The following is a 22,135-nucleotide window of genomic DNA, read 5'->3' as shown; positions in this document are numbered from 1 at the left end:
CCTCCAGTGTCGGAGCAGCTGCACCATGTGGGAAGACTTCAAGAAGTTCCTCGAGAAGGCGAACGTTGTCGGTTTGGCGTTGGCGGTGATCGTGGGTGGTGCGGCCGGCGCGCTGGTGAAGGCGATGAGCGACGATTTCCTCATGCCGATCATCGGGGCAGCGATTCCCGGCGGTGCATGGCGCACGTGGACGCTCGACGTCGGGTCGATCAAGTTCGGGGTTGGCGATTTCGCGGGAGTGTTCCTCAACTTCGCGATCATCACGTTCGTCGCCTGGCAGATCGGCAAGATGTTCATGAAGCCCGAGCCCCCTGCTCCCCCGGCCCCTCCCACCAAGGCGTGCCCGTACTGCATGAGCACGATCCCCGCCGCGGCCACGCGCTGCGCGCATTGCACATCGCAGCTGTAGAGTGACGCCGCGGCAGGCGCCGCTCATCCACCTATGCGAACGGCGCGCCCGGCGAGCGCGCCGTTTTCCTTGCGAGTCGACTACAGGCGGATAGTTCCCGACGACACGAGGACCGCCGAGCCGCCCACGCGGACGGCGGTGATGGCGCCGACCCGCTTGTCGCAGCTCACGTGCAGGAGCGAGGGGCGTCCCATCTCGTAGCCTTGCTCCACGATCCAGCGCAACGTGCCGGTCGCGGTGTGGTCGCGCAGTCCGAGGTACCCGCCTAACGCGGCGCAGGCCGAGCCGGTGGCCGGGTCTTCGGGGACCGATTCGCCCGGCGCAAACATGCGGGCGCGCACCTGGTGTGCGGGGTCCTCGGCGTCGAGGGCGAAGACCATCACCATGTGGGCCGGCGTGCGCGCGAGGGCCGACTCCCAGAGGTCGAGCTTGAGGCGCGCGCGGCGCACCGCGTCACGGCTGCGCAGCGGGACGAAGGTGAAGGGGAGCCCGCAGGAGACGGCCTGCGGGTGGAACGCGCCCCCGGCCAGGTCGTCCGTGCCTAACGACAGCATCGCCGCCAGCACGTCGGCGGCGGGGACGGGGGAGAGCACCTCGGGGAGCCTGGCCACCGACAGCTCGGCGAAGTCGGGGACGCCGTTCGCGGCGCGGATGGAGACGGCCACCGGCCCCACCCCCTCCTCCAAGACGATCTTCGTCTCGTCGCCGTCGAGCGGAAGTTCGCCCGTCACCGCCAGCACCAACGCGGTCCCCACCGTCGGGTGCCCGGCAAAGGGCACCTCGCCCCCCGGGGTGAAGATTCGCACGCGACGCGTGTGCGACCGGTCGTCCGGCGGGAGGACGAACGTCGACTCCGAATAGTTGAACTCGCGGGCAATGGCGTGCATCTCTGCCGTGGAGAGCCCGCGCGCGTCGGTGAGGACGGCGAGCTGGTTGCCGCCAAAGCGCGTCGACGTGAAGACGTCGGTGGTGTGGAAGGCGTAGGAGCGAAGGGCCATGGTTGTGCTACTGCCAGAGCGAAGGGTGAATCAGCGGTCGTGCCTCGGAGCCGAAGCAGGTCCAGGCGATCCAGTCGACGATGATGTTGGGGTGGACGGTGACAGTGTCGCGTTGCACCGACGCGAGCGCGGCGGGGTCGGCGAAGGTGCGCAGGTAGACGGTCTGGCGCGCACTGGCCACGGCCTTGGGGGCATCGGTGGCCACGACGCTGTCCAGCACCGGGCCGACAGCTGCAACGTACTGTGCCACCATCGGGTAGCTGTTCCAGCTGGGGTCGGTGGTGGCGACCCACACGCGGGGGCGCCCACGCAGCGAGTCCACCTGCGACAGGTAGGGGCGCGGGTCGCCGCTGTAGCAGCGTCCGTACCTCACGGGGACGTCGGCGTGCGGCGCGAGCGCCCAGTACCAGCGAAACGGCTTGGCGATCGAGTGATGGACAAAGACGTCGTCGCCGTCGCGCACCGCCGTGGCGAGCGCCTCCACCTGCGGCCGGGCGTTGTCGCCCCACACCGGGGGGAGGTTCCCGCCCATGGTGCGCGCCGCGGGGAAGGCGAGCACCGCGGCGACGCCGAACGCGCCGAGCGCTGCCGGCAGCTGCACGCGCGGCGCGAGGCGACGCACGAGCGACGCAATCCCCTCGGCACCGATCGCCGTGAACAGGAGGAGTCCGGGGATGATGAAGAGCGTGACGCGCCCGCCGATCGGGTAGCGATGTGCCATCGCCAGCGCCACGGCGATCGCGAGCGGGGCGAGGATCACCGCCAGCTGCCGCCGGTTGCGTCGCGCCTGCAGCGCCACGCCCACCACGAACAGGAGCCCGTAGAGCTTGGGGAGGTGTCGTTGCCACCCCCCCGACATTGGGGCGAACGCTGCCTGGCGGAGGGTGTCCCAGAGCCACGCCATCACCGCCGCCGGGCGCAACGGCCAGCGCGGGTAGGTGTAGGCCCAGAACCTGGTCATGTACGCCTGAAGCTCGTCCGGCGCGAGCGCCAGCGTCCAGAGCGAGACCGCGAGGGCGGCAACGCCCCACGGCAGGAGGAGAGGCGTCAGCTGCAACGCGCGTCGCACGCCGCCGCGCAGTACCGCGTCGACGGCGAGCACGAGCCCGAGCGCGGATGCGGCGACGGCTCCCGAGAGCGAGCAGAGGATCGCCGCTCCCCCGAGGAGCCCGGCCCGCCACGAGGGCGCGTCATCCGACTCGACGACGGTGAGCGCCAGGTGCACGAGCGCCAACACCACGGCGACGTCGCTCCCGTACTGCTTGAGTTGCGTTCCGTAGAAGAGGAAGTCCCACGCCGTCGCCAGCCAGAGCACGGCCAGCACGGGGGCCACGCCGGCGCTCACGCGGCGCGCCAGCCGCGCGCTGAGCACCACCGCGGCCACCGAGGCGAGGAAGGGGACGAGCCGGAGTGAAAACTCCGAGGGGCCCAGCAGGCGCAACGCTCCCCACTCGATCGCCAGCCACCCCGGCGGGGCCATCTGCGCGTAGTCGAGTGGGCGCGTCAACAGCTCCCCAAACGACCGGCTGCGCAAGTTGAGCGCGATGGCTGCTTCGTCGGTTTGGAGGGAAATGCGACCGGCGTACTGCAGGATGAGGAGGAGGATGGCGAGCGCCGCGGCGACCAGCGTGGCCGCGGCGCTCGCCGTCGCCGAAAGCGAAGCGCGCGACGCCAGCGACCCCGAGGGGTCGACAGCGCCGCGCGGAGCACCGGACATTGCGCGCAAATGAGCCGAATGGAGCGCTCGAGCGCCCTACTCGGCGCCCATGAATGGATACTGGTACGACGTGGGCGGCACGAACGTCTCCTTGATCGAGCGCGGGCTCACCCAGCGCAGCAGGTTGAGCTTGGAGCCGGCCTTGTCGTTCGTCCCCGAAGCGCGCGAGCCGCCGAACGGCTGCTGCCCGACCACGGCGCCGGTGCACTTGTCGTTGATGTAGAAGTTCCCCGCCGCGTTGCGCAGCGTGACGAGTGCTTCGCGCACCGCCTGCCGATCGTTGGAGAAGACGGCGCCGGTGAGCCCGTACGGCGACGTGCGGTCGATCGTCTCCAGCGTCTCGTGCCACCTGGCGTCGTCGTACACGAAGACCGAGAGGACTGGGCCGAAGATCTCCTCGCACATCGTGCGATAGTCGGCCGCCGGGGCCTCGATCACTGTCGGCTCGATGAAGTACCCTTCGTCGCCCCGCGCGCCGCCACCGGCGACGATCTTCGCGTTCTGCTTGGCGTCGGCCAGGTAGCCCGAGATCTTGTCGAACGCCTTCTTGTCGATCACGGCACCCATGAAGTTGCGGAAGTCGCGCGTGTCGCCCATGCGGATGTCGGCAATCATCGCGACCATCGCGTCCTTCACCGCGGCCCACTTGGACTTGGGCACATAGGCGCGCGACGCGGCCGAGCACTTCTGCCCCTGGTACTCGAAGGCGCCGCGCACGAGCCCCACGGCAAAGGCCTGCGCATCGGCCGAGGGGTGCATGAGCATGAAGTCCTTCCCCCCCGTCTCGCCCACGATGCGCGGATACGAGCGGTAGTTCGACATGTTGCCGCCGATCGTCTTCCACATCGCGTTGAAGACGCCGGTGCTCCCCGTGAAGTGCACGCCGGCCAGGTCGCGGTGCGTCAGGACCTTGTCGCTGATCATCACCGAATCGCCCGGGACGAAGTTGATCACTCCCGGCGGGAGCCCGGCCTCCTCGAGGATCTTCATGATGTAGTAGCCGGAGAGCACCGCCGTTGCGGCCGGCTTCCAGAGGACGCCGTTCCCCATCAGCGCCGGCGAGCCGGCGAGGTTGCCGCCGATCGCCGTGAAGTTGAACGGCGAGATGGCGTAGACGAATCCTTCCAGCGCGCGATAGTCGCTCTGGTTCCACACGCCGGCCGACGACAACGGCTGCTCGTGGTAGATCTCCTGCGCGTACTGCGCATTGAAGCGCCAGAAGTCGGCGAGTTCGCAGGCCGCGTCGATCTCCGACTGGAAGACCGTCTTGGACTGGTTGAGCATCGTCGACGCGTTGATCGTATCGCGCCACGGGCCGGCCAGGAGGTCGGCCGCGCGCAGGAAGACGGCGGCGCGATCTTCCCAGTTCCACTGCGACCATTCGCGCTGCGCATCGACCGCCGACTTGATGGCGAGCTCGACCTGCGCCGGGTTGGCCTTGTGGAAGTCGGCCAGGATGTGCGCGTGCTTGTGCGGCATCACCGAGTGCCCCATGTCGCCGGTGGTGAACGGCTTGCCACCGATGATGACGGGAATCTCGACGCGCTCCTCGGCCATGGACGCGAGGCGCTTCTTGAGCGAGGCGCGTTCCGGGGAGCCCGGGGCGTAGGATCGGACGGGCTCGTTGACGGCGGGTGGGATGCGCCGGACACCATTGAAGCCGGCTGCGCCGGGGCGCAGGGCGGAGTCGCTCATGGGAACCTTGAAGGCAGTGAGAAGGTCTTTATGGGGTTGCCGCCGGGCGCGGCGCCAGCGCGCCGGGAGACGCGCATGTGAGGATGTGCGCGCGGTGACCCGGGCGACGGCAAGATAGTCCGGGTCAAAATGGTGCGCCAACGCGACGGGGTAGGGATCGCGGGGCACCATGGGTGTCAGGTAGGTTGTCCGTTCTTGTTTCCCTCGCGCGAGGCGTGGAATGCGTGCACTTCGGCTGTCGGCAGTAGTGGGTGTGGTGACAACGGTGCTGGTGGCGGGATGCGGCGGAGAGTCCTCGGGACCGCCTGCCGTGAAGTCTGTCGTGGTGTCGTCGCTCGCCTCGCAGGTGGAGGCGGGGGCGACGGTGCAGTTCACCGCCACGGCCAAGGATGCCAGCGGGAACACGCTCTCCGGGCGCACGGTGACGTGGAGCTCGAGCGCTCCCACCATCGCCTCGGTCGATAACGCCGGCGTGGTGACCGGGGTGACACCGGGCGCGGCGACCATCACCGCCACGTCGGAAGGGGTGGGGGGGAGCGCGTCGATCACCGTCCTCCAGATCCCGGTGGCGAGCGTCGTGATCGACAACCGCGCCCCCAGCGTTAGGCAGGGGGGGACGTCACAGCTCAGCGCCCTCACGCTCGACGCCATCGGGCGCTCGCTCTCGGGGCGCTCCCTCACCTGGTCGAGCGCCTTGCCAAGCATCGCCACCGTCACGCAGCAGGGGCTCGTGACCGGCGTGCTGGCGGGGACCACCTACATCCGCGCCACGAGCGAAGGCAAGACCGACTCGGTGCGCTTCCTCGTCCGCTCGCTCAACGCGCCGACCATTGCCGGCGTGGCGCCGGCCAGTTGGGTGCCCGGTACCGCGGCGACGATCAACGGCACCAACTTCGCCCCCGACCTCGTCAACAACGTGGTGCGCGTCAACGGCGTGCAGGCCACGGTGACCGCTGCCACCGCGACGGCAATCTCGCTCATCGTCCCGGTGGCCACCGCGCTCCCGTGCACGCCGACCGGCCCGGTCCCCATCTCCGTCTCGGTCGCTGGCGACTCCATCGCCGCACAGGCAGTGCTGTCGATGGCCAAGCAGCGGACGCTCGCCGTGGGCGAGTCGATGCTGCTGACGGGAGCCACCGACGTCGGCTGCAACGAGTTTGCCGCCACCGGCGGTACGTACGTGGTCACCGCATTCAACTACGGGACCTCCTCCACCGCCTCGGCGAGCTTCCAGCTCGTGGGCGCGGCGCTGACGACTGCGACGTCGGCGCTGCTCAAGCCGGCCACGACCTACGCCATGGGCGCGCAGCTGACACCAACGCTGGGGCCCGTCGCCACGGTAGCGGCCCCCACGCGCGACCAGCGCATCGCCCTGGGACACGCGGCCGCGCTGCAATCGTCGATCGACTTCATGCGTGCTCACCCCAGGCAGCGCGCCGCCATGCAGGCCAAGCGCGCGCGTGACCGCGCCGCCCTGGCGCGCACCGGTGTGAGCTACAACACCGCGGTGGATGACCCGCCAGCGCTGGGGACCAAGTTCTGGAAACGCATGATGAAGACCTTCGGCAACTACACCACCTACGACTCGGTGCGCGTGCGCGTCGTGTACGTGGGGCCCAAGCTCATCATCATGGAGGATTCGCTCTCGCCGCTCGCCGGGACGATGGACGCCGAGTACCAGGCCATCGGAACCGAGTTCGACCGCGACATGTTCGGCTACCTCTCCAACTTCGGCGACCCGCTCGTGCTCGACGCAGAGTACGACAACAACGGGAGAGTGATTGCCGTCTTCTCCAAGAAGGTGAACGACTACACGATCTCGAGCGGCGGTTCGCTCCTCGGCTTCGTGACGTCGTGCGACTTCTCGCCGCAGAGCTATCCCCCCAACCAGTCGTTTGCCTGTCCGCCCAGCAACGAGGGGGAGTACTTCTACGCCTTCGTGCCCAACCCCAACGCCTCGGGGAATGCCAACTGGACGCTGGCCGACTGGCGTCACTACGTGCGCGGAACGCTGCTGCACGAGTTCAAGCATGTGGTGATGTTCGCCGAGCGCATCTTCCGTGACGCGGACTCCGGTGAGGTGGGGTGGCTCGAGGAAGCGACGGCGCAGCAGGCCACCGAGCTGTGGGCGCGCAAGCTGTACGGCAACAAGGGGCAGCGCGCCGACATCCGGTGGAGCGATGGCATCATCTGCGACTACGTGCGCCCGCCCGACACGCGCTTCGGGTGCACCGACCCGGTGGAGGCCATCGGCCATCACATGGGCTTCCTGTACCGGCACTACGCGTCCAACGAGTCCAAGTCGATCATCAACAGCAGCGACAACGTGATCTACGGCTCGTCGTGGCTCTTTGCGCGCTGGGTGACGGACACGTACGGCGGCCCTGACGAAGGCGTCTTCCTGCGCTCGCTGGTGCAGCAGCAAAACGACGTCGGGATCACGAACCTCCAGAACCGCACCGGGAAGACCTGGGCGGAGATGATGGGGTACTTCTCGATCGCCGCGGCGTCGGACAACTATCCGGGAGGGACGATCAGCGACGCGCGCGCGCGCATCACGAGCTGGAACACGCGCGACATCTTCTCGAACATGAGCGCGTCGCTCCGCTTCAGTGACGGCTCGCCCGCCTTCCCGCGGTCGTGGCCCGTCAACGTGCGCGCCACGTCGTTCGGAACCTTCCCCTCGACGACGTCGAACGTCTTCTCCCTCCCCGGCGGCGGCTTCGCGGTGTGGGAGCTGTCGGGGACGCAGACGCTTCCGCAGGCGCTGGGGATCCGCAACCTCACGGGAGGTGCACCACCGGCGTCTGTGGGGCTGGGGATCGTGCGGGTGAACTAGGGGACGGGGGAAGGGAGACGGGGGACGGGAGATGGGAGTGCCGACGCGCGGGGCGCGTCGGCGCTTTCCTTTTTGGGCGCTGGCGCCGAGCTTGCGCATGCAGGCGTGGCGCGGCGCAGCCGCGCACTCCCGTCCCCCGTCCCCCGTCCGCCCCATGCCCCATTTCTTCGGCGCCCATACGATCGGTGCCGGCGGCCCCCACATGGCCGCTGCGCGCGCCGGCGCGGCCGGGATGCGCTCGCTGCAGATCTTTAGCGGCATGCCGCAGTTCTACAACGAGAAGGCGAGCGTGAAGCCCGAGAAGGCGGCACGCTTCACCGCGGCGGTGGAGGCAGCCGGAATCGAGAAGCGGCACTGCCTCGTGCATGCGGCCTACGTCCTCAACACCGCATCGCCGGAGCCGGAGAAGTACGAGCGCGCCAAGCTGGGGCTGGCCAAGGAACTCGAGCGCACCACCACGTACGGCGTCCTTGGCTTCTGCTTCCACCCGGGGTCGGCCGGGCAGAGCGATCCCGCGGGGGCGGTGGAGCGCGTGGGCGACGCGATGGCGTTTGCGCTGGCGCAACACCCCAACAGCTCGCGCATCCTCATCGAGAACACCGCGGGGGCGGGGCGCACCATGGGGCGTACGCCGCAGGAGATCGCCGGGATGCTGGCGCGCCTCCCGGCCAAGCTGCGCGCGCGCGCCGGTTACGGACTCGACACCTGTCACCTGTTCGCGAGCGGCCACGACTTCCACAGCGCGCCGGGAAAGGCGACCGAGCTTCTCGATCGCTTTGCTGACGTGATCGGTGAGGCGCCCGCATTCTTGCACCTGAACGACTCCGCGGGGGACTTTGCCTCGAACAAGGACCGGCACACTCTCATCGGCGAGGGGAAGATCGGGGTCGACGCCTTTCGCTGGCTGCTGCGGGACCCGCGCACGCAGGAGATTCCGCTGATCCTCGAGACGCCGCAGGAGTACCCGGACATTGCCGACGGCGACGCCTCCCCCGATCCGTGGGACGTGCGGATGATGGCGCTGCTGCAGTCGCTGGTAGCCTAACGAAGTCCCGATGCTGTGAGCGGGGCGCCGGTGGCAGGGGCGGGATGGGTGCAGCCTGCGGCGCCTCCATGCCTTCCTTCACCCGAGCCGACCATGCACGCCACCTCGCACCACCTGTCGAACCACCCTTCTCACCGCCCGCGCGCTGCATCCACGGCAGTGGCCATTGCCGTTGTCGCGCTTGCCGCTGTTGCCTCGCCAGGCGTGTCGCGCGCTGGCGCGCAGGCGCCCGCCAGGGGCGAGGCGCTCCTGCTCATCAGGGGGAGCGATACCATCTCCGTCGAGCGGCTGCGGCGCACGCGCGAGCGGCTGGAGTCGGAGCTGCTGCTCAAGGGCGCCAACATGCGCATCCACATCCGCGTCGACACCGACGCGGAGGGGCGCGCCACGCACTTGTCCAATGCGGCGCGCCTGGCCACGGCCGACGTGAACTCACCGCCCATGCAGCAGGGCGAGGTGCGCTTCACGGGCGACAGCGTCATCGCCGACCTCACCGGCGGTGGGCGCACGGTAACGCAACGCTTTGCCACGAAGCCCGGTGCGATCCCGTACCTCAACCCGTCGTTCGCGATGGTCGAGCTGATCGTGCAGCGCGCGCGCGCGATGGGCGGCGATTCGGTGGAGGTCCCCGTGTGGAATCTGCAGGGCGGAACGACGGCGATGACGCGCGTCGCGCGCCGTGGCCGCGACACCGTCGTCGTCTCGCTGGGGGGGCTCCCCGTGTATCTCGCGGTCGATGCGACTGGTTCCATCACGGGCGGTTCGATTCCCGCACAGGGCGTGACGATCGCGCGGACGCGCGCCGCGGGGGCGGCGATGGCGATGGAGAAGCGCGACTACTCGGCGCCGCCAGGTGCACCCTACACAGCGGAAGATGTCACCGTCCCCACGCCGCAGGGGCACACGCTCGCCGGCACGCTGACGATCCCCACGGCGCGCAACGGCAAGGTCGCCGCGGTGGTGACCATCACCGGGAGCGGTCCCGAAGATCGGGACGAAGCCATCGGGATCGTGAAGGGATACCGGCCGTTCCGCCAGGTGGCGGACACGCTGGGACGCAATGGCATTGCCGTGTTGCGCCTGGACGATCGCGGATACGGCGCCTCCACCGGGAGTCATGCAGCCGCAACGAGCGCCGACTTCGCCGACGACATTCGCTCGGCGCTCGCCTACCTGCGCTCGCGCCCCGAGATCGACGGCACGCGCCTGGCGCTGGTGGGACACAGCGAAGGGGGCCTCATCGCGCCGATGGTGGCGCTCACCGACAAGTCGCTACGCGGGATCGTGCTGATGGCTGGCCCCTCGCAGACCGGGCGCACGATCCTTCGCTACCAGTTCGGCAACTCGATCAAGCGCGACACCTCGTACAAGGGCGCGCGGCGTGACTCGGCGCTCCAGAAGGTCGACGCCATGGTCGATTCGCTGGCCGGGACATCGCCCTGGCTCAAGTTCTTCGTCGAGCACGATCCTCTGGCGACGGCGCGCAAGGTGCAGGTGCCGACGCTCATCCTGCAGGGTGAAACCGACCAGCAGGTGACGGCGGAGCAGGCCGCCGCGCTCGAGCAGGCCATTCGCTCCGGAGGCAATCGCCGAGTCACGCGACAGATGTTCGCGCAGGCGAACCACCTCTTCGTGCAGGACCCCGATGGCAACCCCGAGAAGTACGCCTCGCTCCCGCAGGCGCAGGTGCGGAGCGACGTGCTCGCCGCGCTCGTGACCTGGCTGCGGGACGTGTTGCGCTGAGCTGTTGCGCTGAGCTGTTGCGCTGCAGCTGAGTTTTCCCCATGGCGTACACGCGCGACGGGGGGTGGTTCGCGCGAGTGATTCCCCGGGGAGCGCGACGGGAAAGCTGGCCGTGCGTACCGTGCGAACTGCGGATGGACGACGGCGTGCTGTGCAGGGACCGGCGTTGTCGAGACGGCGTTTCTCCCAGGAGAAACGCCGTTTTCACTGGGGCGCGACGTGATGTGCAACACGTCGGGGCGACGCCACGGCGCGGCGCGCGGACGACGTTTCCTGCTGGGTGAAGTGGCGTTTCTCACAGGAGAAATGCCATCTGATGCATGTCGCGTCCGGTGCGAACGCGTGTGTTTCCCTAGGGAAAAGCGCGATTTTCATAGGGAGCGAGATGCAATTCCCTATTGCGTCTCACCGGTTCGCTCTTAGTTTTTGCGGCGAAGAATTCGTGGTTTCCACCGGGGGAATACACGTTTCCATCACTCAGGAGTCGAACGATGGCCGCTAAGAAGAAGGCCGCTGCGAAGAAGGCCGCGCCCAAGAAGGCTGCTGCGAAGAAGGCTGCTCCGAAGAAGGCCGCCGCCAAGAAGGCGCCCGCGAAGAAGGCCGCGAAGCGCAAGCCGAATCCGGCGTTCATGGCGCCGATGACGCCGAGCGCGGAGCTGTCCGCGGTCATCGGCCCGAAGCCGCGTCCGCGTTCGCAGGTCGCCAAGGACCTGTGGGCGTATATCCACAAGAACGGTCTGCAGGACTCGAAGGTGAAGCGCAACATCAATCCGGACGAAGCGCTCGGAAAGGTGTTCGGCAGCAAGAAGACGATCGACATGTTCAAGATGACGGCGCTCGTCAACAAGCACCTCAAGAAGTAAGCGCCTGATCCAGGTGGCTTCGAAGGGCGCGTCTCTCCCGAGGCGCGCCTTTCGTGCGTCTGGAACCCGCGGGCGTCCCCGACGTAGTTAGATTCACCGCTCCCACTCCTCCTGCACGCGCAAGCGCATGGCCAAGAAGTCATCCAAGCCCAGCAACGTTGTCGCCCAGTCACGGAAGAAGTCGAGCAGCGCCGGCTTGTCGAAGGGTGTGCTCTGGGAAAACGTGAAGGGGATCGCGGGCGCGGTCCTGCTCTTCCTCTTCATCCGCGCCTTCTTCTTCGAAGCGTATCGCATCCCGTCGGGGAGCATGATCCCGTCGATGCTGGTGGGCGATTGGCTCTTCGTGAACAAGCTGCGCTTCGGCCCCAACATCCCGTTCACGAGCGTCAACCTCCCGGGCTACGCGGAGCCGGCGCGTTACGACATCGCCGTCTTTGTCTCGCCGCCGCAGGTTGACCAGCCGTGGGATCCGACGCCGACGCTCGTGAAGCGCGTCGTCGGCTTGCCAGGGGACACGCTCTACATGCGCGATGCGAAGCTCTTCGTGAACGGGATCGAGCAGCGGCAGGGCTATGGCGCCACGTCCGAAGTCGGTGACCCCAACGAAGTGTCGCCGCTGTTCGATTGGCAGAAGGAGGTCGGGCTCAAGACGTCACGCTTTGGCCCCGCGCCGGCGCAGCCCACGCACGACAACTGGGGGCCGCTGGTGGTGCCGACGGCGCACTACTTCATGATGGGCGACAACCGCTACAACTCGAAGGACTCGCGCTACTGGGGACTCGTCCCGCGCGAGAACTTCCGCGGTCGTCCGCTCTTCGTGTACTACTCGTGGGATCCGGATTCGCCCAACGCGCTGCCCGGGCTGACGGCGATTCGGTGGGGGCGGCTTGGGCATTGGATCAAGTAGGGACGGGGAAAGCTTGCCCCAGCGAAGGCTGGGGGGCGACGGGAGTGGGAGTGGGGCCGCGCGGGCGCGGCCCCGTTTTCTTTGGGAGTGCGGGGGGTGGGTGCGTTGGGGAGGGGAGGGAACTGCTTGTCACACGAAGGCACGAAGACACGAAGACGAGCCGAGGGTGTGCCCGAGAGAACGCGCTCGATTCCCCTGGCGACTACGTCCCTTCGTGTCTTCGTGTAGCAGGGTTCTCTCGGGCACGCGCGCGATACCCTGCATCGCCGCACCAACGCGGCAAGCGTTTCGCACCGCACCCTTCCGCACGACCGTTCGTGTGACGCAACGTTGTCGAGGCGTGCCAGGCGGCGCGACGACAATCACGATGGCGTCAGGACGGGAACCGACATGGCGGTACAACGCAGGTGGATCCTTGCGGGCGTGATGGCGCTCGCGGCGTCGGGGGCGATCGCGTGGCGCGCGAGCGACGGCGCGGTCGACGAGCAGCGGCTGCGGGTAAGGGGACTTACGGCGCCGGTGGAGGTGCGTCGCGACCGTTGGGGTGTGCCGCACATCTACGCCAGGAACACCGCCGACCTCTTCTTCGCGCAGGGGTTCGTCGCCGCGCAGGATCGCCTCTTTCAGATGGAGATGTGGCGACGCGCGGGTGAAGGGCGGCTGGCCGAGGTGCTGGGGCCGGCCGCCGTGGAGCGCGACCGCTTTGCGCGCACCTTTCGCTACCGCGGTGACATGGCGAAGGAATGGGCGTCGTACGCGCCCGACACCAAGGCAATCGTCACCGCCTTCGTGCGCGGCGTGAATGCCTACATCGCGATGGCAGGTGACTCGCTCCCCCCGGAGTTCGCCCTCCTTGGCTTCCGTCCCGAGCCGTGGACGCCGGAGGTTCCGCTGGCACGCTCGACCGGGCTCTCGGGCGTGTCGAACGCATCCTCCGAGGTGCTGCGTGCCGAACTCGTCGCCAGGCTTGGCGCGGCGCGCGTGGACGCGTTGCTCCCGGCCGAGCCGGCGCGCGCGCTCGATCCGGTGGGCGGGCTCGATCTCGCCGGGATAAGCTCTGCGTCGTTAGGGGGGTTCGGCGCGGCGTTTGCCGACGTGGCCTACAACCGCATCGAGGGGTCGAACAACTGGACGGTGAGCGGTCGCAAGACGGCGACCGGGATGCCGATCCTCGCGAACGACCCGCATCGCGTCATCACCAATCCCGCGGTGCGCTACCTGACACACCTGGTGGCGCCGGGGTGGAACGTGATCGGGGCAGGGGAGCCGGCGTCGCCCGGCGTGTCGATCGGGCATAACGAGCGCATCGCGTTCGGACTCACCGTGGTGGGGATGGACCAGCAGGACGTGTACGTGGAGACGCTGGGCGCGTGCGCGGCGGGTGAGGTGGGTGAGGTGGGTGAGGCGGGTGAGGCGGGTGAGGCGGGTGGCGCGGAAGGCGCGAGTGAGGCGGGTGAGGTCGGCGGCGTGGGGGGCCCCCCCCAACAACACACTACCTCCCCCACCCCCACCCCACCAAACCATTCCACCGCCAACCGTACCGAATCCTCACTCGACTGCTATCGCCACAACGGACGCTGGCGCCGTATCGCATCGCACCGCGAAACGATCCGCATCAAGGGCGAAGCGCCGCGCACCGTCACGATCCGCTATACCGTCCACGGCCCGCTCCTCTCCGTCGACAGCACGCGCAAACGCGGCATCGCCCTCCGCTCGGTCCACACCGAGCCCGGCACCGCCTCATACCTCGCCTCGCTCTCGCTCGATCGCGCGCGCAACTGGGACGAGTTCCAGCAGGCGATGTCGCGCTGGCTGATGCCGAGCGAGAACATGATCTACGCCGACGTCGACGGGAACATCGGTTGGGTCGCCGGCGGGATCATGCCCCGGCGCAGCTGGAGCGGACTCCTCCCGGTTCCCGGCGAGGGATCGCACGAGTGGAACGGCTTCGTCCCCGGGATGGAGCTTCCGCGCGCCTTCAACCCCGCCGACGGCTTCATCGCCACCGCGAACCACAACATCCTCCCCCCGGGCTACCCCATCCCGCTCGCCTACGAATGGGCGTCGCGCTATCGCATCGACCGCGTGCGTGAGGTGCTGCGCCAGCCGCGCCTCTTCTCCATCGACGACTTCCGTCAGCTGCAGCACGACGATCGCTCGAAGCTCGCCGAGGCGCTCGTCCCGCACCTCGTCGACGCCGCCAGGCGCCAGGGAGCCGCATCGCGCCCCGAGCTGCGACTCCTCGCCGAGTGGAACCTCCACATGTCGCGCGACCAGGTGGCCCCCACGATCTTCTCGGCGTGGGCCCCGGCCGTGTATCGTCGCGCCATCACGCGCGAGCTCGCCGACGCCCCCGACGTCGCCCGCACGCTCGCCGCGCGCGCCGAGTACGAGTGGCTGGAGAGCGTCCTCGCGCGCCCCAGCAGCGGCGCCACCGACTCCCTCCTCCTCGGCGCACTCGACGATGCCACGTCGGAGCTCACGCGCCGCTTCGGCGCCGATCGCGCCAAGTGGCGCTACGGCGACATCCATCAGGCCATCTTCCGGCATCCACTCACCGCGAAGTACGATCTCCCCCCTGCGTCGCGCGGCGGCGATGCCAACACCGTCTACGCCACCGGCGGGCGCGACTTCAAGCAGGGCTCGGGCGCCTCGTTCCGCGAGATCATCGACCTCGCCAACTTCGATCGCTCCGTCGTGACCAACGTCCCCGGGCAGTCCGCTGACCCGCGCAGCCGCCACTACGGCGACCTTCTCCCCCTGTGGGCCCGCGACGAGTATTTCCCGTTGGTCTACTCCCGCGCACGAGTGGAACAGGAAACCGAGCAACTCCTCTGGTTGGAACTACCCCCCTCGCCTCGAACGCGGTGACGACGCAGCGCCCCGGCGACGCAACGCGTCGTCACTCTCATCCCCCCCCAGCCTTCGCTGGGGCAAGCTTTCCCCGTCCCCTCTCCCGCCGCATCATCACCATGCATCGCTCCTTCTCTCTGCTGGCGATCATCGCGCTGTGCGCGTGTTCGCAGGCGAAGCCGACACCGGCGCCCGCGCCGTCAGCCACAAGCACGACGGAGAACGGCGTCACCTGGCACACGCCGTACGGCAAGCCCACGCGCCCCTTCACGCCCGCCGTCCAGGTGGGGAACCTCCTCTTCCTGGCCGGGCAGATCGGGACCTCGGCCAACGCACAGGGCGGCGTGGTGGCCGGCGGCATCCAGGCCGAGACGCGACAAACGATGCTGAACATCAAGGAGGTGCTGGAGAAGAGCGGGTCGTCGCTCGACCGCGTGGTGAAGTGCACCGTCTTCATGGCCGACATGCGCGAATGGGATGCCATGAACGAGGTCTACGCGACCTTCTTCCCCCGCAACAAGCCGGCGCGAAGCGCGCTCGGTACCAACGGGCTCGCCCTGGGGGCGCGCGTCGAGATCGAGTGCATCGCGGCGGTGCCGTGAGCCGGGGCCGCCGCATGCGAGGGTTGCACCTCACGGCGCTGGCGGCGCTCGCTCTCGGCGCGGCTCTCGCTGGCGGGCCGTCACCGGCAGCTGCACAGGGCGCCGCCGCCCGCGGGACGATCGATACCCTCACCTTCTGGTCGCAGGCGCTGGGCACGCGCAAGCGCGCCCTCGTCTGGCTCCCCCCCAGCTACGCGGCGCAGACGGCTCGGCGCTATCCGTCGGTTTACTACCTTCACGGAATGTGGGGGAGCGAGATCGACTGGACGACGCAGGGGCGACTCGACGTGACGCTCGACTCGATGGTGGCCGCCGGGCTCCCGGAAATGATCGTCGTCATGCCCGACGGTGACGACGGCTGGTATGCGACGTGGAATCGCCTCCTCGACATCTCGGTGTGCAAGGCGGCCTTCAAGCCGCGCCCCGGCGACGACACCGATGCCTCGTACTGTGTCCCCTGGCCACACTACGACGACTACATCGCGCGCGACCTCGTGTCGACCATCGACGCCAGGTACCGCACCGCCACCGCGCGCGCGCAGCGCGCGGTGGCGGGGCTCAGCATGGGCGGCTTCGGCGCACTCTCGATGGCGCTGCAGTATCCCGATGTCTTCCGCGCCGCCGCGTCGCACTCGGGCGTCGTCTCACCGATGTACAACGGTCCCCACCCGTTCGACGGGACGCCGCGCTATGCGGCCACCGACTCCGCGCTGCGGGAAAGCTGGGGCGAGCGCTTCTGGCCCATCGTGGGGCCGGTGTTCGGGAACGACCTCGCGGGGTGGCAGGCGCGCGACCCCTTCCGTCGGGTGCAACTGCTCCTGGCAACCAACCCGTCGCTCGTCCCCGCGATCTTCCTCGACTGCGGGACCGAAGACGGCCTCGTCGACCAGAACCGTGCGCTGCGCGCCGAACTCACGCGCGCCGGACGTCCCCCCCACTACGCCGAGTGGCCGGGAAAGCACGACTGGCCGTACTGGCGCCTGCATGCGCGCGAAAGCCTGGCATGGTTGGCACAGCAGGTGACGAGCACGAACCACTGAGCGCGTGGCCCGTTGGACCGCGCGCGTGGCACGTGTGTCGCCACAGCACGCATCGCGCAGTTGCCTGACGACTGTCGAGCCTTCGCGCGCGGCGGTCCGACGCCCGTAGGGTGACGCAGAGTGCGACACACCATGTCGCGTTTCGCGTCACCCGAGCTGTACCCAACGCGCACCAACCGCGCACTCGCCTCGCACTCGCCTCGCACCCGCTCCAGACCCATCACGCGCGCTCTACCGCTCGCGTGCGCCGCTTGGCGCACATCGCAACTGTGCGCCAGTGCGCTGTTGCACGCCCGGTTCGCGGCGTAGGTTCCAGACATGCCTCCGTTCTTCCCCCAGGTCACGGGCACCTTCCGGCTCGAGGAGCCGCCGGCGTTTCGCCGATTCTCGATGTCGGTGGTCGAGATGGCGCTGGTGACGGGTGTGGTGCTGCGCCTGTTCTGGGCCGTGGTGCTGACGCAGGGGCCTAACGACTCGCTGGTCTTTGCCGGCGTGATGTTCGCCGTGCGCCTGGCCATTCTCTTCGCGATGGTGGCGTTGCACCTCGGGAACTTCACGCTGCGCCACTGGATCTGGCGCGCCCCGCTCTTCGCGGTGATCGAGGCGGCCGCCGAGTCGCTCACCTCGCTCGCCCTCATCGCGCTGCACCGCGAACCCATCGGCTCGGCGCGCGCCACCTACGCCGACTGGCCGGGGATGGCCACCTCGACACTCTTCTGGCGCCTCGCCACCGTTACGGCCTTTGCCCTCGTCCTCGCCGGTGTCGTCCAGCTCGTGCGCACCTTGCTGGTCAAGCGGGCGCACCGCGGGCATACGCTGGATGCGGTGCATCACGAGGTCACACATCCTCACCAGTAGGAGAAGGCGAGCGGCCTTCCATGAAATTCTCGACGTTGGGTTCCACCGGGCTCGTGGTCTCCCGCATTGCCCTTGGCTGCATGAGCTTTGGCAGCCGTCAGTGGCGCAGCTGGGTCCTCGAGGACGATGACGCGAAGCCGTTCTTTCGCCGCGCCGTCGAGTTGGGGATCAACTTCTTCGACACGGCCGACGTCTACTCGCTGGGCGTGAGCGAGGAGATTACCGGGCGCTCGCTGCGCGAGTATGCGCGGCTCGACGAGGTCGTCATCGCGACCAAGGTGCGGCTCAAGATGGGCGACGGGCCCAACCGCATCGGGCTCTCGCGCAAGCACATCATCCAGTCGTGCGAGGCCTCGCTGCGCCGGCTTGGCGTGGAGCGCATCGACCTCTACCAGGTCCACCGTCACCACGCCGAGACGCCGGTGGAGGAAACGCTCGCTGCGCTCGACCAGCTCGTGCGGCAGGGGAAGGTCCTCTACCTCGGCGCCAGCTCGATGTTCGCGTGGCAGCTGATGAAGGCGCTCTCGATCTCGGAGCGCAACGGGTGGGCGAAGTTCGTCAGCATGCAGAACCACTACAACCTCGTGTACCGCGAGGAGGAGCGAGAGATGCTCCCGCTCTGCAGGGACCAGGGGCTGGGGGTGATCCCGTGGTCGCCGCTGGCGCGCGGCTTGTTAGGCGGGAAGCGACAGCGCGGCGCTCACGGGATGTCGTTGCGCGACGATGGCGATGGCGTGCTCGCCGACCAGCTGTACGACCATCCGGCCGACTGGGATGTCGTCGACGCCACCATTCGCGTGGCCGCTCGCCGCGGTGTGCAGCCGGCGCAGGTGGCGCTCGCCTGGCTCCTCTCCCGCCCGGCCGTGACCGCGCCGATCGTCGGCACGACCAGGCTCGAACAGCTCGAGGCGGCCGTTGCGGCTGTCGACCTGTCACTCACGCCCGAGGAGTGCGCGGAACTCGAAGCCCCGTACCAGCCGCACCCCGTGCGAGGGTGGATGGACGGCGGCCTGGTGCTCACCACGCAACAGCACCGCTAGACGGCCGCACCTCCCCGCGCACCTTGATGCCCCGCCCGCGAGCGGCGCCCCGCGCCGCTCGCACTCCCGTCTCCCGTCCCCCGTCTCCCGTCCATGCCCCACCGCCGACTCCTCGCGCCGCTCGCGACTCTCGCATTACTCACCCTGCTCAGTACAGGTGCCAGCGCGCAAACGCGCCCCTTCGGCACGCTTCGCGAGCAGGCCGCGACGCAGCAGCGCTGGCTCGAGCAGCGCATGACGACGGTGCTTCCCCGGCTGATGCGCGCGCACGGGATCGACGTCTGGGTGATCGCGATGCGCGAGTACAACGAGGATCCGGTCTTCTCGTCGATCGTCTCGCCCACCACCTTCGCGGCGCGGCGACGCACGATCTACGTCTTCTTCGACAAATGCGCGGCAGCAGGGACGGCCGATCCGGGCGACGGCTCGTGCGTCGAGCGACTGGCGTTAGGCGGGACGTCGCAGGGCGGGGTATACAAGGCCTACACGGCGAAGAAGGTCATCGCCAACACGGCCGGCGGGCGCAACGCCGAGCTGTGGGGAGACCAGCAATGGCTCCTCCTCAAGGAGGTGCTGGAGGAGCGCAACCCCAGGGTCATCGGGATCGACGTGTCGCGCACGCACGCCTTCTCCGACGGGCTCTCTGCCGGCGAGCTGGAGGGGATGAGCGCGATGATCGGGAAGAAGTGGACAGCCCGTTTCAAGCGCGCCGAGGAACTGCCGTTGCAGCTGATCGCCTCGCGACTCCCCGAGGAAGAGGTGGTCTTCGGCAAGATGACCGAGCTGGTGCACTCGCTCATCGCGCGCATGTTCTCCAACGAGGCCATCACCCCGGGCGTGACCCGCACCGACGACCTGGTCTGGTGGTGGCGGCAGCAGGTGAACGACCTCGGCCTCGGCACCTGGTTCCAGCCGTCCATCTCCATCCAGCGGCAGGGGGCGACCGGTGCCACGTTAGGCGCCAATCCCGTCATCCTCCCCGGTGACGTGCTGCACTGCGACGTCGGGATCACCGCCATGCGCCTCAACACCGACACGCAGCACAACGCCTACGTCCTCAAGGAGGGCGAGGTCGCCCCGCCCCCCGGGTTGCAGCAGGCGCTCGCCAACTCCAACCGCTTCCAGGACATCCTCTTCGAGGAGACGCGCCCCGCCCGCAGCGGGAACGACGTCCTCCGCGCCACGCGCGCCAAGCTGGCGAGCGAAGGAATCGAAGGGACCATGTACTCGCACCCCATCGGAATGCACGGCCACGGCGCCGGCCCCATCTTCGGCCTCTGGGACTACCAGGACGGCGTCCCGGGACGCGGCGACGCCAAGGTCATCCCGTCCATGTGGTTCTCCTCGGAGCTGCAGACCACCTCGCCGGTGCCCGAGTGGGGAGGGCAGAAGGTCAGCATCGCGCAGGAAGAGGACTTCATCCTCGGCGCCGACGGCAAGCCGCGCTGGGCGTTCAAGCGGCAGTCGCAGTACCACCTCGTGAAGGCCAAGGTAGGGGCCTGAACTCCCTGGTGTGCGATGTGTGAGGCGCCTTGGACCTTTACCGCGGGGAACACGGAGAGAAAGGCCACAGCGTGGGATCCACCCCCCAATCGAGGGTGAAGGAGTTGCTTCTTTTGTTCGGTAGGGTGTGGCACGACGTGACCGATTCGTTGACGGCAGAACCCGCATCGCCGCCGACGATCTTCACACCACGAAGCCCACCCCCCCCATATTCGGGGTGGACCTTTCCCACCGCACGTCCCCCTCCGCGTACCCAGCTGTGAAGATTCTGAACACATGACTCACCAAGCGCTCGATGGTGAGGAACTCGTCACACACCGCGCGCTCGGCGACGCGAAACGCCAGCAATACCGCCCCCTCGACACTCCTGATTACGGATATATTGCTCGGAGCCCATTGGCACCCTGCTGTCGTTGTCAGGGTGCACCCCAGCCGAAGAGTCAGCCGTGAGAAAGGAAAGCAAGCGTCTCATCGTCGTTGGTGACCGCGTCCTGGTGAAATCGGAGGAGGGCGAAGAGCGTACGAAGGTCGGGCTCTACCTCCCGTCGACCGCCGTCGATTCGCAGGCCGTCCAGGGCGGGAAGATCGTGGCCACTGGCCCCGGACTCCCCATGCCCGACCTCGCCGACTCAAGCGACGAGCCCTGGCGCCAGATCACCGGATCGCAGCGCGAGACGCGTTTCGTCCCCATGCAGGCCCGCAGCGGCGACTACGCCTTGTTCTTCAGGAAGGCCGCCGTCGAGATCACCTTCGAGAACGACCGCTACCTCGTCGTCCCCCAAAGCGCGATTCTCGCGCTGGTCCGCGACGAAGTCGAATTCGACGACGAGTGACCGCGAGCGCGCACGCGCTCGCCCTCCCGTCCCCCGTCCCCCGTCCCCCGTCTGTGGTTATGTCGCTCCCCCGACTCATGTACGACGAGCGCCTCGTGGCGCCCATTCGTGAAGACCTCACCCGAATCGGCTTCACCGAACTGCGCACCGGTGCCGAGGTCGATGCGGCGCTGGCGAATGTTTCCGGCACCACGCTCTGCGTCGTGAACTCGGTCTGCGGCTGCTCAGCGCGAATGGCGCGCCCCGCCGTGCGTCACGCGCTGGAGCAGGCCAGCGCCAAGCCCGATCGCCTCACCACGGTCTTCGCAGGGCAGGATGCGGAAGCGACCGAACGCGCCCGCTCCTACTTCGTCGGCTATCCGCCGTCGTCGCCGTCGATCGGGCTGCTCAAGGACGGAAAGCTGGTCTACTTCATGGAGCGCTGGCAGATCGAGAGCCGCGACGCCGACGCGATCGCCGCCGACCTTGTGACGGCGTTCGAGACACACTGCGCGAAGGCGCAGTAGCAGGCGACCGTCGCGCTCAGCTCAACGAGCGCCCTCCTCTCCTTCCCCGATCGCACGCCGGCTCCGCTGGCGGCCGGTGGATTCCGCCCGCGATGGTCATCACGCTTTACGCCGACCGCCGCACGCTCGACATCGCCGACATCGCTGGGCGCCTGGCGCGCGCCCTCGCCTCGCGGCTCCCGGCTCCGGGAGCCGTGGTCGCCACGACGAAGCCGGGAGGCGGGGAGGCGCGGCTTCGCCTGGGGGGCGTCCCGCACGCCTCCTTTCCTCCCGGCGCCACACCGGCGGAGATCGTCGTGGCGCTCCAGCGACTCGCCGCGCAGTATCCCGCGACCATCGTCGCCTGGTCGGGGGCGCCGACCGAGCAGGCGCTGGCCGCCTGCGACTCTTCGCAGCGCGTCCTCCTGGTGAGCGACCCGTCGGTGGCGTCCATTCGCGGCACCCAGCGCGCCCTCAAGCTCTGCTCGTCGTTAGGCTACGACGCCGGGAAGGTGGGGGTCGTGCTGCACGGCTTCGACGCCGATGCCCCACTGGGCCCGCGCGACGCGGCCGACGTCCTCAAGCGCGAGATCTTCTGGATCCTCCCGGGTGAGCGCGACCGGGAACGCGACAAGGCGTTCGAGGGGCTCGCCGAGCGCCTGAGCCAGCAGGCGCCCTCCCGTTAGGCGCGGCGGGACGCTCCCC

Annotated in this window: 18 protein-coding genes; 15 read left to right on the top strand and 3 right to left on the bottom strand. The window is 68.6% G+C overall.

What is annotated here, in order from left to right:
- Positions 1–25: 25 nt before the first annotated feature.
- Positions 26–409, top strand: coding sequence for an MscL family protein (locus IT359_18915; protein MCC6931071.1), 384 nt, complete (start codon positions 26–28; stop codon positions 407–409).
- An 80-nt stretch (positions 410–489) separates the two neighbouring features.
- Here IT359_18915 and IT359_18910 read toward each other — a convergent pair whose 3' ends face one another.
- The 3 genes from IT359_18910 to pruA are packed head-to-tail and all read right to left on the bottom strand — an operon-like array spanning position 490 to position 4,819.
- Complete coding sequence (locus IT359_18910) at positions 490–1,407, bottom strand: PhzF family phenazine biosynthesis protein (protein MCC6931070.1); 918 nt, start codon at positions 1,405–1,407, stop codon at positions 490–492.
- A 7-nt stretch (positions 1,408–1,414) separates the two neighbouring features.
- Entirely contained in the window at positions 1,415–3,124 is a 1,710-nt protein-coding gene (locus tag IT359_18905; GenBank protein ID MCC6931069.1) for a glycosyltransferase family 39 protein, read from the bottom strand.
- 36 nt (positions 3,125–3,160) lie between these two features.
- A complete protein-coding gene (pruA, locus tag IT359_18900; GenBank protein MCC6931068.1) occupies positions 3,161–4,819 on the bottom strand; it encodes an L-glutamate gamma-semialdehyde dehydrogenase in 1,659 nt (552 codons plus the stop codon).
- Between the two features lie 310 nt (positions 4,820–5,129).
- Between pruA and IT359_18895 the strand changes: the two genes are divergently transcribed.
- The 14 genes from IT359_18895 to IT359_18830 all read left to right on the top strand — a co-directional run bounded on the left by IT359_18895 (position 5,130) and on the right by IT359_18830 (position 22,116).
- Positions 5,130–7,658 (top strand): Ig-like domain-containing protein, encoded by a 2,529-nt coding sequence (locus tag IT359_18895; protein MCC6931067.1) that lies wholly within the window; start codon positions 5,130–5,132, stop codon positions 7,656–7,658.
- Positions 7,659–7,812: 154 nt separating this feature from the next.
- On the top strand, positions 7,813–8,703 hold the full coding sequence (locus tag IT359_18890; GenBank protein MCC6931066.1) for a deoxyribonuclease IV: 891 nt from the start codon (positions 7,813–7,815) through the stop codon (positions 8,701–8,703).
- A gap of 93 nt (positions 8,704–8,796) precedes the next feature.
- Positions 8,797–10,446 (top strand): alpha/beta fold hydrolase, encoded by a 1,650-nt coding sequence (locus IT359_18885; protein ID MCC6931065.1) that lies wholly within the window; start codon positions 8,797–8,799, stop codon positions 10,444–10,446.
- 491 nt (positions 10,447–10,937) lie between these two features.
- Positions 10,938–11,309 (top strand): hypothetical protein, encoded by a 372-nt coding sequence (locus IT359_18880; GenBank protein MCC6931064.1) that lies wholly within the window; start codon positions 10,938–10,940, stop codon positions 11,307–11,309.
- 127 nt (positions 11,310–11,436) lie between these two features.
- On the top strand, positions 11,437–12,216 hold the full coding sequence (gene lepB, locus IT359_18875) for a signal peptidase I (GenBank protein MCC6931063.1): 780 nt from the start codon (positions 11,437–11,439) through the stop codon (positions 12,214–12,216).
- Between the two features lie 390 nt (positions 12,217–12,606).
- Entirely contained in the window at positions 12,607–15,087 is a 2,481-nt protein-coding gene (locus IT359_18870; protein ID MCC6931062.1) for a penicillin acylase family protein, read from the top strand.
- 101 nt (positions 15,088–15,188) lie between these two features.
- Entirely contained in the window at positions 15,189–15,671 is a 483-nt protein-coding gene (locus tag IT359_18865) for a RidA family protein (GenBank protein MCC6931061.1), read from the top strand.
- A gap of 14 nt (positions 15,672–15,685) precedes the next feature.
- Positions 15,686–16,711, top strand: coding sequence for a prolyl oligopeptidase family serine peptidase (locus IT359_18860; GenBank protein ID MCC6931060.1), 1,026 nt, complete (start codon positions 15,686–15,688; stop codon positions 16,709–16,711).
- 318 nt (positions 16,712–17,029) lie between these two features.
- Positions 17,030–17,569 carry a hypothetical protein gene (locus IT359_18855; GenBank protein MCC6931059.1) on the top strand — a complete coding sequence of 180 codons (540 nt, stop codon included), beginning with the start codon at positions 17,030–17,032 and terminating at the stop codon, positions 17,567–17,569.
- A gap of 20 nt (positions 17,570–17,589) precedes the next feature.
- Positions 17,590–18,609, top strand: coding sequence for an aldo/keto reductase (locus tag IT359_18850; GenBank protein ID MCC6931058.1), 1,020 nt, complete (start codon positions 17,590–17,592; stop codon positions 18,607–18,609).
- Positions 18,610–18,702: 93 nt separating this feature from the next.
- Positions 18,703–20,112 (top strand): M24 family metallopeptidase, encoded by a 1,410-nt coding sequence (locus IT359_18845; GenBank protein MCC6931057.1) that lies wholly within the window; start codon positions 18,703–18,705, stop codon positions 20,110–20,112.
- A gap of 446 nt (positions 20,113–20,558) precedes the next feature.
- Positions 20,559–20,945: a co-chaperone GroES gene (locus tag IT359_18840; protein MCC6931056.1), complete on the top strand. Its 387-nt coding sequence runs from the start codon at positions 20,559–20,561 to the stop codon at positions 20,943–20,945.
- 77 nt (positions 20,946–21,022) lie between these two features.
- Complete coding sequence (locus tag IT359_18835) at positions 21,023–21,451, top strand: BrxA/BrxB family bacilliredoxin (GenBank protein ID MCC6931055.1); 429 nt, start codon at positions 21,023–21,025, stop codon at positions 21,449–21,451.
- 92 nt (positions 21,452–21,543) lie between these two features.
- The gene (locus tag IT359_18830; GenBank protein ID MCC6931054.1) at positions 21,544–22,116 is read left to right on the top strand and encodes a hypothetical protein; all 573 of its coding nucleotides are present in this window, start codon (positions 21,544–21,546) and stop codon (positions 22,114–22,116) included.
- The last annotated feature ends 19 nt before the right edge of the window (positions 22,117–22,135 follow it).

It is taken from the genome of Gemmatimonadaceae bacterium (genome assembly GCA_020852815.1).
Taxonomy (GTDB): Bacteria; Gemmatimonadota; Gemmatimonadetes; order Gemmatimonadales; family Gemmatimonadaceae; genus SCN-70-22.
Note: the sequence above shows the minus strand (reverse complement) of the source record. Positions and strands in the feature narration are given on the sequence as shown.